The sequence below is a fragment of the Confluentibacter citreus genome, from assembly GCF_002807055.1.
Taxonomy (GTDB): Bacteria; Bacteroidota; Bacteroidia; order Flavobacteriales; family Flavobacteriaceae; genus Confluentibacter; species Confluentibacter citreus.
Window position 1 is genome coordinate 619870 of record NZ_NIXN01000001.1, and the last position, 13341, is coordinate 633210.

A 13341-nucleotide genomic window follows, 5' to 3' on the forward strand; every position below is an offset into this window, starting at 1 on the left:
TTTCTGAAGTAATTCATGCTAAAATAGTATAAGTTTTTTCATCTTACAATTTTATAACGCAACCTTTATGAACATTTTGCATCTACTATTTAAAGTGGGGAAATTTTTGCTATGAAATGAGCCATTTATGAAAAAGAAGCATGTCAAAAAAAAGTTTAATTAGTTTGTAAAGCACTTTGTTAAAGCAAAGTGCTTTTTTTATGTTATAAATTTTGGACTCCTTTTAAAAATTGTACTTTTGTGCTTTAAAATATTTCTTAACCTTAAAAACATTCGTATAGCATGCAACTGTACAATAAATTAAGTGCTAAAGAAAGAGCCGAATTAATCGATAAAACAGGAAAAAATCGATTGACACTTTCTTTTTACCAGTATGCCAAAATAGGCAATCCACAACTCTTTAGGGACCATTTGTTCATTACTTGGAATACGCTAGATGTTCTTGGTAGAATTTACGTTGCCCACGAAGGCATTAATGGACAATTATCGCTTCCTGCCGATAGATTTAATGAGTTTAAAGCACATTTAGACACGATTGAATTTCTTAAAGATATTCGTTTGAACATCGCGGTTGAACAGGACAACAAATCTTTTTTAAAACTTAAAGTGAAGGTTCGAGACAAGATTGTTGCTGACGGGTTAAACGACGATACCTTCGATGTTACCAATAAGGGCATTCATGTAAATGCTGAAAAATTCAATGAACTTATTGAAGATGAAAAAACCATTTTGGTTGATATGCGCAATCATTATGAAAGCGAAATAGGCCATTTTAAAAACGCCATTACACCCGATGTTGATACATTTAGGGAATCGTTGGATATTATTGAAGCCGATTTAAAAAACCATAAAGAAGACAAAAACTTAGTAATGTATTGCACAGGCGGAATCCGTTGCGAAAAAGCAAGTGCATATTTTAAGCATAAAGGATTTAAAAACGTCTATCAGTTGGAAGGCGGTATTATAGAATATGCCAGACAAGTAAAAGACCAAAATCTTCAAAATAAATATTTAGGACAAAATTTCGTGTTTGATGATCGTAGGGCAGAGCGCATCAGTGAGGATGTGATTGCGCATTGCCACCAATGCGGCGATCCGTTCGATGTGCATACCAATTGTGCCAACGAAGCGTGCCATTTACTATTTATCCAGTGTCCAAAATGTAAAGAAGAGATGGAAAATTGTTGTTCTACCACGTGTATGGAAATAAATAGGTTGCCTTACGAAGCACAAAAAGAGCTAAGAAAAGGACAAGGTAATAGTAACGATATCTTTAAAAAGGGACGCACAGACCACCTACCTTATAAAAAAGATTTGCGTAATATTTTCGAGCATTTTAAAACCAATAAAGCCTAGTTCTATCATGCAAAAAATTGAATTAATGGCTCCTGCAGGAAATTTTGAATCCTTGCAAGCCGCTTTAGATAATGGTGCCGATTCTGTTTATTTTGGTGTGGAACAACTCAATATGCGGGCTAGGGCTTCTATTAATTTCACTTTAGAAGATTTGCCTGAAATTTCAAAACGCTGCAAAGCTAAAAATGTTAGAACGTATTTAACATTAAACACCATCATTTACGATCACGATTTATCCATTGTAAAAACCTTGGTCAACAAAGCAAAAGAAGTTGGAATAACAGCTGTTATTGCTATGGATCAGGCGGTTATTATGGCGGCTCGTGAGATTGGTATGGAAGTACATATTTCAACACAAATAAACATTACTAATATCGAAACAGTTAAGTTTTATGCCTTGTTTGCTGATACCATGGTTTTGAGTAGGGAATTGAGTTTACGACAAGTAAAAAAAATCACAGAAGGCATTGAAAAAGAACAAATAAAAGGGCCATCGGGAAAACTTATTGAAATCGAAATTTTTGGTCATGGCGCTTTGTGTATGGCCGTTTCTGGGAAATGTTATATGAGCCTGCACTCATATAATTCTTCAGCAAACAGAGGTGCTTGCAAACAAAATTGCCGAAAAAAATATACGGTTATTGAACAGGAAACGGGCTTTGAAATGGAAATTGATAATGAATATATCATGTCTCCAAAAGATTTGTGCACCATTGATATTTTAGACCAAGTTGCCGACGCAGGTATTAAAGTTTTAAAAATTGAAGGTCGTGGTAGAGCTCCAGAATATGTAGCCAAAGTGATTAAATGCTATCGCGAAGCCATTGATAGTTTAGAAAATAGAACCTATAAAAAAGAACAGGTGATTATTTGGATGCAAGAACTCGAAAAAGTATATAATCGTGGTTTTTGGAATGGTTATTATTTAGGACAGAAATTAGGCGAATGGAGCAATGGTTCGGGCTCACACGCCACTCAAAAGAAAGTATACATTGGCAAAGGCACCCATTTTTTTCCAAAACCTCAAATAGGTGAATTTAAAATTGAAGCGTTCGATATTTCTATTGGGGACACTATTTTAATTACCGGTGAAACAACGGGAGCTAAAGAACTACAAGTGAACGAGATGATGGTGAACGACCAAAAACTAAGTAAAGGCACGAAAGGCGATTTAGTTACTATCCCATTGGGATTCAGAATAAGACCATCAGACAAATTATATAAAATTGTTGAAAACAAAGTAGAAGCCTAATGGTTGTTATCACATTACAGCGAAATAAATGTATTGGATGTAATTACTGTGTGGAATTGGCACCTAAACAATTTCAAATGTCAAAAAAAGACGGAAAATCCGTCTTACTTCACGCTATTGACAAAAAAGGTTTTTTCACTTTAAAATCTAATGACGAACATATTTTAGAGGATTCCCATAACGCATCAAAAGCTTGTCCGGTAAAAATAATAAGTGTAAAATCCGTTTGAAAAGGTTAATATGTTTCAATGTGTTTTTACAAGAAATGAGGATACTTTTATTGTTATTTTAAAGTAAGCATAATAATCTTATCTTTACCTTTTCAAATAATTATGAACCTTCATTCGTAATAATTTAATTATTAACGAATTCAATATATAAAAATACTATGGCTTGCACAAGTTGCTCAACTAAAGATGGACAGCCAAAAGGCTGCAAAAATAATGGTACTTGTGGTACAGACAGTTGTAACAAGTTAACCGTTTTCGATTGGTTAGCAAATATGTCGTTACCAAACGGAGAGAAACCATTTAACTGGGTAGAAGTCCGGTTTAAAAACGGAAGAAAGGAATACTATCAAAACTCCGAAAATTTAACCTTAAGCATTGGCGATGTTGTGGCTACGCAAGCCGCATCTGGTCATGATATTGGCATGGTGACTCTTACGGGGGAATTGGTTCGTGTTCAAATGAAACGTAAAAACATTTCGGAAACCCCTGAAGAAATTTTTAAAATTTACCGAAAAGCCAGTCAAAAAGATATTGATATTTGGTCCGAAGCACGTGATAAAGAAGAGCCTATGAAGGTAAAAGCACGTCAGTTTGCCATAGATCTTAAGTTAGAAATGAAAATTTCTGATATTGAATTTCAAGGCGATGCCAGTAAAGCAACGTTTTATTACACCGCTGAAGAGCGTGTTGATTTTCGTGAGCTTATTAAAGTATTCGCTCGCGAATTTAGAACACGTATAGAAATGAAACAAGTAGGTTTTCGTCAAGAAGCATCCAGACTTGGTGGTATAGGATCTTGTGGTCGCGAATTATGTTGTTCTACGTGGCTAACAGATTTTCGTTCGGTAAGCACCTCTGCTGCTAGATATCAACAATTGTCCTTAAATCCGCAAAAATTAGCGGGTCAATGTGGGAAATTAAAGTGTTGTTTAAATTATGAGTTGGATTCCTATCTCGATGCCTTGAAAGGATTTCCTAAAACAGAAATTAAACTTAAAACAGAAAAAGGAACAGCTGTTTGCCAAAAAACGGATATTTTTAAAGGCCACATGTGGTATGCCTACGAAGGCGAGTGGATGAATTGGCATAAAATAACAACGGTTCAAGCGAATGAGATTATAGCTTTAAATAGAAAGAATCAACCTGTAGTTAGCCTGGAAGAATATGCTTCAGAACTTATAGAAGATACTAAATCTGAATTTGAAAACGTTGTAGGGCAAGATAGTTTAACACGTTTTGATAGTCCAAAACCCACTAATAAACGTAAAAACAATAAAAGAAAAAAGAATAGGGAGAGTGTGACTCAAGAAAACAAACCACAAGGCAATAATAATAAACCGAAAAACCACAATAAAAAATCCAAACCTCAAGACAATAAAAATGTTTCGAAATAGTATTATTTTATTTGTTTTAGTTTTTTCTTTTGTATTTGTCTCTTGTGACCCAAATCGTGTTTATGATGAGTATAAGTCATTACCAAAAACATGGAACAAAGATTCGATAATAAGTTTTAAAATAAACCCTCCAGATTCGTTAAACCAGTATAACCTGTTTGTTAATTTAAGGAATACGAATGAGTACAAATACAACAATTTGTTTTTAATTGTTGAAATGGTTTTTCCTCATGGGAAAACAATAAAAGATACCTTAGAATACAAAATGGCCGATCCAACCGGTAAATTATTGGGTACTGGATTAACAGATATAAAGGAAAATAAACTTTGGTATAAGGAAAACATCATTTTTAATGAATCGGGACCTTATAGGGTTAATATCCAACATGCCATGAGGGAAAATGGAAAAGTTAATGGTGTGGTTGATTTGGAAGGGATTACCGATGTTGGTTTTAGAATTGAAAGAACAGATAAAAAATAAATGTCAGTTCGAGTAATTCGCCAAAAGCGAATTGTATCGAGAACTATTATAAAATTAAAAATTTGATTTTCGATACAAATTTTTATCAAAATGCGCAGCAAGTAGATTGATTATATAAATTAAGTACATGGCAAAAAACAATAAAGCAACAGAAACTCAAGATTTTTCAAAATACATTCGTTGGTTTTGGTGGACATTCACGGGAGGCATCCTTCTTGTGATTTTAATTTTTTTATTGGCTTCATGGGGATTATTTGGTGAAATGCCCGACCACACTGTTTTAGAAAATCCAAAAACCAATTTAGCTACCGAAATTATTTCTTCGGACGGAAAAACACTAGGTAAAATCTATTTCAAAGATAATAGAACACCTGTTGGTTATGAGGATTTATCTCAAAATTTAGTAGATGCTTTAATAGCCACTGAAGATGCTCGTTTCCATGAACATTCTGGTATAGATGCTATTGGGACTTTGAGAGCTTTCCTTTTCTTAGGAAAAAGAGGTGGCGCAAGTACCATATCGCAACAATTAGCCAGACAATTGTTTGTTGGGGTTAGATCAACAAACATATTTGAGACAGTAACTCAAAAAGTAAAAGAATGGGTCCTTGCTATTCGATTAGAACGTCAATATACTAAAGAAGAAATTATTGCGCAATACTTTAATATTTACGATTTTAACAATAACGCCGATGGTATTAGAAGTGCTGCCAGTATTTATTTTGATAAGGAACCCAACGAATTAAGTATAAAAGAATCGGCCATGTTGGTTGGAATGTTTCAAAACTCATCGCTTTACGATCCAAGGCGGAATCCTGTCGGGGTTAAAAACAGGAGAGATGTGGTATTGAAACAAATGGAGAAGTATGATTTTATAAATGAAAAGGTTAAAGACTCGCTTCAAAAAACAGAGCTTGATGTAAACTATTCACCGCAATCGCACAGAGATGGTATGGCAACCTATTTTAGAGCCTATTTGGATACATTTATGAGAGATTGGATTAAAAACAATCCGAGACCCGATGGTTCTAAATGGAGTTTGTATAATGATGGATTAAAAATCTACACGACCATAGATTCTAGAATGCAAAAATATGCTGAAGCGGCTGTAGAACAGCATATGCCAAGACTGCAAGCAGAGTTTTTTAAACAGAATACCCCAGAAAGAAATGCTACAGCACCATTTTTAGATCTAAAAAAAGAAGAAATAGATGCGTTGCTTTTACGAGCCATGAAGCAATCCGAGCGATGGAGAAAGATGAAATATGATTTAGATAAATCTGATAAAGAAATACAGGAATCATTCAATAAACCAACACAAATGTCTGTTTTTGCTTGGAAAGACGGGTTACCCTCAGAAATTGATACCATTATGAGGCCTTTGGATTCCATTCGTTATTATAAATCCTTTTTACGTACTGGTATGATGTCTATGGATCCGCAAACAGGACATGTAAAAGTTTGGGTTGGAGGGATGAATTATAGACATTTTCAATATGATATGGTAAAACAAGCAAAACGTCAGGTTGGTTCTACTTTCAAGCCTTTTGTTTACGCTGCAGCTATAGACCAAATACATGCATCACCATGCGATGTATATCCAGATACGCCTTTCTGCATTGAAAAAGGAAAATATGGCAATGTAGAAGATTGGTGTCCTAAAAATTCTACTGGAGACTATGGTGGTACAAGAACCCTAAAAAATGCCTTAGCAAACTCGGTTAATACCATTACTGCTAGGCTTATGGATAAAGTTGGTCCACAAACAGTTATTGATATGGTTAAAAAATTAGGTATTGAATCTGATATCCCTGCAGTACCATCCATTGCATTAGGGACAGCAGATTTAAGTATTTATGAAATGGTTTCTGCCTATGCAGCATTTGCTAATCAAGGGGTTTATACAAAACCTGTTATGGTAACCAGTATTGAGGATAAAAATGGCACTATTTTGTATCAGTTTAAACCAGAAACACGTGACGTTTTAAGTGATGAAGCTGCGTATGTCACTGTTAAACTTTTAGAAGGGGTTGTTGAATCTGGTTCGGGTGCATGGTTAAGAAGAACAGGTGCCCCCGATCAGTTTTTTAAAGATGTTATTACAGGCTATCCATATGGCTTTACAAACCCCATTGCAGGGAAAACAGGAACCACTCAAAATCAAAGTGATGGTTGGTTTATGGGCATGGTACCTAATTTGGTAACAGGTGTTTGGGTTGGAGGAGAAGAAAGATCAGTTCATTTTAGAGGTATTAGGTACGGTCAAGGTGCGGCTATGGCTTTACCTATTTGGGGCGTATATATGAAAAGTTGTTATGCAGATAAAGACCTAAATGTATCAACCGGTAATTTTGAAGCGCCTGCGAACTTATCAATAAGTGTAGATTGTTCTGGCACTTCTTCTGGAAATGCATTGGGAAATGACTCGGATGATATTCCAGACGATTTAAGTTTTTAAACACACATATCTGTAAAAACTAATTAAAATTATTCTAGCGAATAGTTACTCCCCAACTTTGCCTTGAGACCCTTCAGGTATTTTGGCGTCTAGTATAGTCTCATGATTTAAATATGGGTTGACGTATATTCATCAAGAATTATTCTCAATTACCACAAAATTTATAGCCAAATAGATGACACTAAACTCTATTTGGGATCAAGCATAACATCCAAACCAATACATTAGGATATAAAAGATTTGCTTGAAACGGTCTTAATTATTAAAAAACAAAATTAAATTTTAAGCTTCTTCTTCATGTAAAACTAATATAGGGATGGAGCTACTAAAGGTTTGTTTAAGTGTTACACTATCATCAAATATTCGCGTTAAAAGGTCTTTTTTACTTCTAATGAGGCAAAGTAAATCGGCATTATGTTCAGTTAAATAAGCATTTATATCATTATTAATATTACCAGAACCTTGAATGTTTTTAACTCTTAGATTTAAATCACCATGCTGTATTTCATCCAAATGAAACTCATCTTTTGTAGTCATGGCAACATGTAAAGCTGTAGTAGTACTATTATTAGATTTGGAAATTAAACTTAAGGCACTAAGCTTCGTTTTTTCTAATAATTTTGTGTTATTTAAGGCGAAAATGATATCCAGCGGGGGGTTTATATTATAATCAGATGGCACAACGATAACAGGGGCTTTAGTTTTTGAAATAACTCCACCTGCAATACTTCCCAAAAAAACCTCTTTAAGACCACTTGCACCATTAGTTCCCATTACAATTAAATCAAAAGCATCTGAGTTTCCATAACTAACGATGGCTTGCACAGCATAACTTTTAACGAGTTGTGTTTTAAACTCTACATGTGGAGACGTTTTCTTAATTTTCTCTAATAGCGTTTTTAATTTCTCTTTTGCATCCTTTATAAGCAGGCCATCAATAGATTTCATCATTAATGCCGTAGAATGAGCGCCAAAAATATGCAATACTGTAACCTCTAATGGTGAAGAGTTAAACATCTGGCAAGCATAGGCTAAAGCCTTCTCTGAGGTTTCTGAAAAATCAACTGGAACTAGAACTTTTATCATTGTTAGTAAGGTTTTGAATATTTATAAAATTACGTAAAAAAATAAAATTAAAAGGCTTTTCTACAAGATCTTGAATATTTATAGCCTTATTTTTTATGAAACATATTATCAGTTAAAACGAAATATAATAACAATACTAAGCTTTAGTTTTATAATAAAATCTGACATATATCAGGCCTTCATCAAAATTAATTTAATATTTTAGTGAGGTTGATATTAACAATTCACATATAAAATTCGAAGTATTTAACCTTTTAGTAAAAATTTAAATTTAGAATAACATGAAATTATTAAACAATATTTTACTCGGAGAAGATTTTGGTAAGTCTTCAAAAAACACTTTAGAGTCTGCTATTATTTTAGCTAAAACGTTTAATTCTAAAGTAACACCAATATATGTGCTTCCAGACGATATTGTTAACGAAAAAGCTAAAAATTTACTTGTGGATGCGGCATCACAAAAATTAAAAGAAACCATAGAGACTATAGCAAAGCACGGCATAAAAACTGGAGAACCCTTATTAAAACATGGTTCTGCTATAGATGCTATTGCTAGAGCTGCTGTAGAAATTAATTCAAATCTATTGGTTTTAGGTGCTGGTGAAAGCTCTGTAAAACAAAATTTTAAGCTAGGAACTACAGCAGAGCGTATTATTCAGAAAAGTGAAAAACCAGTTTTTGTTGTTAAGGAAAAAACACCTTTGAATATTAGACAAATACTTTGTCCAATTGATTTTTCCCCAGCCTCTCAACGCGCACTAACAAATGCTATCATTATAGCTAAAAAGTTTAAAGCACAACTTACAATTTTGTCGGTATGCGAAATTCAAACAGCTTCTTGGTTTATTACAAATGAAGTGACAGAAATGGAAAATAAAGCCAGATGTGAAAAACATAAGGCCAGATTTGAAAGTTTCTTAAAAGGGTTTAGTCTTTCTGGTTTGAATTGGGAGCCAGAAATACCTCAAGGTATCGCAGCCGAAGAGATTTTAAATACAATATCAAAAAAATCAATAGACCTTTTAGTAATGGGCACTGCTGGCAGAACGGGCTTAAACCGTTTAATGTTAGGGAGTGTTACAGAAAAAGTAATTAGGGAAGTACCATGCTCGTTCCTGACGTTAAAATCTGAAGATGCCTTAAGTTTAAGTTTAGACTCAAGCATTAAGGACCTAGAAGGATATTACAAAGTTGGCGTTCAGCTGCTGGAAAATGGTTTTTATGATGAAGCATTAGGTCAATTTAAAGCTTGTTTGAATATTAATAACATGCACATACCTTCATATATTCAAGCAGCAAAAGTCTATGACAGTATTAATGAGCCAGAAAAGGCTAAACTATATCGCAACCAAGCATTTGATATTAAAGAAAAACTATCCTATGGTAAAATTGAAGATGAAGTTCGTAAATTAAGGGGAAGCTAAGTAACAGATGGATAAGCAACAAGCAATAGGAAAAGTAGTTAGTGTAAATGAGTCGCTCGTGGGTGTAATAACCACTCAAGGTGCCGTGATGAATGGTGAAGTAGCTTACATAGTTATCGAAGATGGCAAACGCCTAAAATCTGAAGTGATTGATGTGAAAGCTGGACAGTTTGTGTATTTACAAGTTTTTGAAGATACAAGCTGGATGAAGGCGGGTGATTTGGTTGAATTTTCTGGGTTACTTTTAACTGTAAAATTAGGCCCAGGAATTTTAGGCTCTGTTACTGATGGTCTTCAAAATCCTCTCTATGAATTGGCTAAGAAAGAATGGTTTCTTGAGCGAGGTTTAGAGGTAGAGCCACTAGATAATAAAACAAAATGGCATTTTACACCAACTGCAAATAAAGGCGAATTTGTTACTGGGGGCGATGTTTTAGGTGCTGTTCCAGAAAAAATTTTTAAGCATAAGATTTTTGTGCCGTTTTCTCTTCAAGGTGTTTTCGAATTAATTGAAATTGCTCCAGAAGGTGATTACACCATAGATGAGACCATTGCCAAAATAAAGGATAAGACAGGAGCCGTTCAAGAGCTAACGATGGCTTTTGAGTGGCCTGTAAAAATGGCGATGCCTTTTTATCAACGTTCTGTTCCCGATAAACCTATGCCAACAGGCATACGCATTTTAGATGCGCTATTTCCTATTGCTTACGGTGGCACGGCTTGCAATCCTGGGCCATTTGGTGCTGGTAAGACTGTGCTCCAACACAGTTTGGCAAAATATTCACAAGCCGATATTGTTATCATAGCCGCTTGTGGGGAAAGGGCTGGTGAAGCCGTAGAGGTTTTTAAGGATTTTCCAAAACTCTTAGATCCACGTACTGGTAAATCCCTTATGGATCGCACATACATCGTAGGGAATACATCCTCAATGCCAGTGGCTGCAAGGGAAGCGTCTGTATACCTAGCAACAACCGTTGGTGAATATTATAGAAAACAAGGACTCAATGTGCTAATCTTAGCAGATTCAACATCGCGTTGGGCTCAAGCTTTAAGGGAAACATCTGGTAGAAAGGAAGAGATTCCTGGACCAGAAGCCTTCCCTATGTACATTTCAACATTAATTTCAGCTTTTTATGACAGAGCTGGTGTGGAAATATTGAAGGATGGAAGTTCGGGGTCGCTAAGCATTATTGGTACTGTATCTCCCGCAGGTGGAAATTTTGATGAGCCTGTAACTCAAGCCACATTACTTAGCACTGGAGCCTTTTGGGGTTTGTCCAGAGCCTTATCTGATGCTCGTAAATATCCCGCAATAGACAGAATTGATAGTAATTCAAAATACCCTTCACTCTTAAAAAAAGAGGAAGTAGCTTATTTGTTAGAACTGCTTCGTGATGGAAAATCTATAGCCTCTAATATTCTTTTAATGGGCGAAAAAGGTATTACAGACGAAACCTATATCCGTTATCAGAAAGCAGAGCTGTTAGATGCTGTTTTTCTTCAGCAAAATAGTTTTGATGAGGTAGATGGTGTTTCCAATCCTAACCGTTTGCGAATCATGTGCGACATGATTTTAAAAATTATTGATGCGCCTTTAAATCTAAAAGGAAAAGACAAGATAAGATCTCATTTTAATTTTGTAAGACAAGCTTTTTTAGATTGGAATTACATGAAAATAGATGACGCAAACTTTGATGAACAGCATTCAAAACTTTTAAACTTGATTAAACAAAGAGCTCATGTTACAGAAGACCTATGATAAAATAGATAGTATTGGACGCTCTATACTTAGTATAAAAGCTAAAGGGGTTCACAACAAGGAACTAGCCGAAGTTATTTATCCAAATGGCGATAAAGCCTTTGCTCAAGTTATAGCTATTAATAATGAAGATGTAACCCTTCAGCTTTTTAGTGGGGGTTTTGGTGTATCTACCAATTGTAAAATTCGTTTTTTAGGAAAGCCTATTCAAGTAGGTTTTTCTGATGATATGTTGGGAAGAGTGTATTCTGGAAATGGAAAACCTATTGATGGCGGACCAGAATTATTAACGGATATGGTGAGGATTGCTGGGCCATCCATAAACCCTGTAAAGCGATTAATTCCCAAGGAAATGATTCGTACAGGGGTTCCTATGATAGATGTTTTTAACACACTAGTTCGTTCCCAAAAAATACCCATATTTGCTAAAGCAGGCGAGCCGTACAATCGTCTTTTGGCAAATATCGCTACACAAACTGATGCAGATGTAATTATTATTGGTGGTGTAGGTTTGAAATATGACGAATTCCATTATTTCAGACAACGTATTGAAGAAGCCGGAAGTAAAAGTAAAACCATCATGTTTGTACATACGCACAGAGACTCTATCGTTGAAGGACTTATGGTGCCTGATTTAGCTTTGGCAGTTGGGGAGAAATTCGCACTTCAGGGTAAAAATGTTTTTGTGCTATTGTCCGACATGACACAATGGTCAGATTACCTAAGGCAAGTCGCCAATGCGCAAGATCAAATCCCCGCGAATCAAGGTTACCCTGGTGATTTATATTCCCAGCTTGCAAGTCGTTATGAAAAGGCCGCAGACATAGATGGCGCAGGCAGTTTAACCATTTTGGGAGTTACCACCATGGACGATATTACACATCCTGTACCAGATAACACAGGTTATATTACAGAAGGTCAATTTTATATGAAAGATGGTTATCTGGAATTATTTGGTTCTTTAAGCCGTTTGAAACAGCAAGTAAATGATACCACAAGAGAAGATCACAGAAGCATTATGAGTGTTATGGCCCGACTATTATCAGAAGCAGAAGAGCGAGTGAAAGCACAAAAATTTGGATCTGTAAAAGATGATTATTCCTTTAGATTATTAGATTACCGAAAAACATTTCAGAAAGAACTCATGGATCCCTTTAGATATTTAGAATTAGAAGATGCGCTGGATCTTTGTTGGGATATTTTAGCTCGCTATTTTAAAAAAGAAGAAGTGGGACTTTCATCAAAACTCATTGAGTCTTTTTGGCCGAAAGAAGGACAGTATAAAATATTAAAACCTCACAATAATGAGTGATAAGAACTTAGAAAATTTAATAGAAACCATAAAGCGAGAAGCTATTGAAGCTGCTGATATAAAAGTTGCTGAGATTTTGGAAAATGCTAAAAAGGAGGCAGATGCTATTATTAAATCTGCTGAAGCAAAAAAAGCATCATTGATAGAAGAAGGTGAAAAAAAAGCGGAATCTACGATCAACAAAGGTCAAAATGCCCTAAAACAGGCCGCCAGAGACTTAACTATTATACTTCATAACGATATAAAACATTTATTTAATGAAGTCTTACAGCAAGAAGTTGATGCATCGTTTACACCAGACCTTGTAAAAACGGCTGTTTTAAAAATTTTAGAGCAAATAGGTACAAATACAGAAGTACAACTACCCGATTCTTTAAAAAATGAAGTAGCTGTTTATATTCACAAACAACTTCAGCAGTCAAAAGATGTAACAAAAATCAGTACCAATGCTTCCTTAGTTAAGGGTTTTGCAATTGCCAAACAAGAGGAAGGCTGGAGCTACCAAATTACGCCTAAGGAGGTGACGGAACTTTTAAATTCGCAACTAAGTAATCAATGGAAAGAAATTTTAAGCTCTAAACAGTAATTT

The 13341-nt window shown here is 35.0% G+C and carries 11 protein-coding genes; 10 read left to right on the forward strand and 1 reads right to left on the reverse strand.

Annotation, left to right across the window (positions count from 1 at the left end):
• Nucleotides 1-282 precede the first annotated feature (282 nt).
• The 6 genes from trhO to CDH49_RS02695 all read left to right on the forward strand — a co-directional run bounded on the left by trhO (nucleotide 283) and on the right by CDH49_RS02695 (nucleotide 7171).
• Nucleotides 283-1356: an oxygen-dependent tRNA uridine(34) hydroxylase TrhO gene (trhO, locus tag CDH49_RS02670; RefSeq protein ID WP_100613747.1), complete on the forward strand. Its 1074-nt coding sequence runs from the start codon at nucleotides 283-285 to the stop codon at nucleotides 1354-1356.
• A 7-nt stretch (nucleotides 1357-1363) separates the two neighbouring features.
• Nucleotides 1364-2608: a peptidase U32 family protein gene (locus tag CDH49_RS02675; RefSeq protein ID WP_100613748.1), complete on the forward strand. Its 1245-nt coding sequence runs from the start codon at nucleotides 1364-1366 to the stop codon at nucleotides 2606-2608.
• Nucleotides 2608-2838 (forward strand): ferredoxin, encoded by a 231-nt coding sequence (locus tag CDH49_RS02680; protein WP_100613749.1) that lies wholly within the window; start codon nucleotides 2608-2610, stop codon nucleotides 2836-2838. Before CDH49_RS02675 ends, CDH49_RS02680 begins: the two co-directional genes overlap by 1 nt.
• A gap of 158 nt (nucleotides 2839-2996) precedes the next feature.
• Nucleotides 2997-4232, forward strand: coding sequence for a PSP1 domain-containing protein (locus CDH49_RS02685; protein ID WP_100613750.1), 1236 nt, complete (start codon nucleotides 2997-2999; stop codon nucleotides 4230-4232).
• Nucleotides 4219-4713: a gliding motility lipoprotein GldH gene (locus CDH49_RS02690; RefSeq protein WP_100613751.1), complete on the forward strand. Its 495-nt coding sequence runs from the start codon at nucleotides 4219-4221 to the stop codon at nucleotides 4711-4713. The genes CDH49_RS02685 and CDH49_RS02690 overlap by 14 nt, the downstream gene beginning before the upstream one ends.
• 127 nt (nucleotides 4714-4840) lie before the next feature.
• A complete protein-coding gene (locus CDH49_RS02695; RefSeq protein WP_100613752.1) occupies nucleotides 4841-7171 on the forward strand; it encodes a penicillin-binding protein 1A in 2331 nt (776 codons plus the stop codon).
• Between the two features lie 282 nt (nucleotides 7172-7453).
• Here CDH49_RS02695 and CDH49_RS02700 read toward each other — a convergent pair whose 3' ends face one another.
• Nucleotides 7454-8257: a universal stress protein gene (locus CDH49_RS02700; RefSeq protein ID WP_100613753.1), complete on the reverse strand. Its 804-nt coding sequence runs from the start codon at nucleotides 8255-8257 to the stop codon at nucleotides 7454-7456.
• Nucleotides 8258-8538: 281 nt separating this feature from the next.
• Between CDH49_RS02700 and CDH49_RS02705 the strand changes: the two genes are divergently transcribed.
• From CDH49_RS02705 to CDH49_RS02720, 4 genes are read left to right on the forward strand one after another with little or no spacing between them, the layout of a single operon-like run.
• Nucleotides 8539-9681 carry a universal stress protein gene (locus CDH49_RS02705; RefSeq protein WP_100613754.1) on the forward strand — a complete coding sequence of 381 codons (1143 nt, stop codon included), beginning with the start codon at nucleotides 8539-8541 and terminating at the stop codon, nucleotides 9679-9681.
• 7 nt (nucleotides 9682-9688) lie between these two features.
• Nucleotides 9689-11440, forward strand: coding sequence for a V-type ATP synthase subunit A (locus CDH49_RS02710; protein WP_100613755.1), 1752 nt, complete (start codon nucleotides 9689-9691; stop codon nucleotides 11438-11440).
• A complete protein-coding gene (locus CDH49_RS02715) occupies nucleotides 11421-12752 on the forward strand; it encodes a V-type ATP synthase subunit B (RefSeq protein WP_100613756.1) in 1332 nt (443 codons plus the stop codon). The genes CDH49_RS02710 and CDH49_RS02715 overlap by 20 nt, the downstream gene beginning before the upstream one ends.
• Nucleotides 12745-13338 (forward strand): hypothetical protein, encoded by a 594-nt coding sequence (locus CDH49_RS02720; protein WP_100613757.1) that lies wholly within the window; start codon nucleotides 12745-12747, stop codon nucleotides 13336-13338. The genes CDH49_RS02715 and CDH49_RS02720 overlap by 8 nt, the downstream gene beginning before the upstream one ends.
• Nucleotides 13339-13341 lie beyond the last annotated feature (3 nt).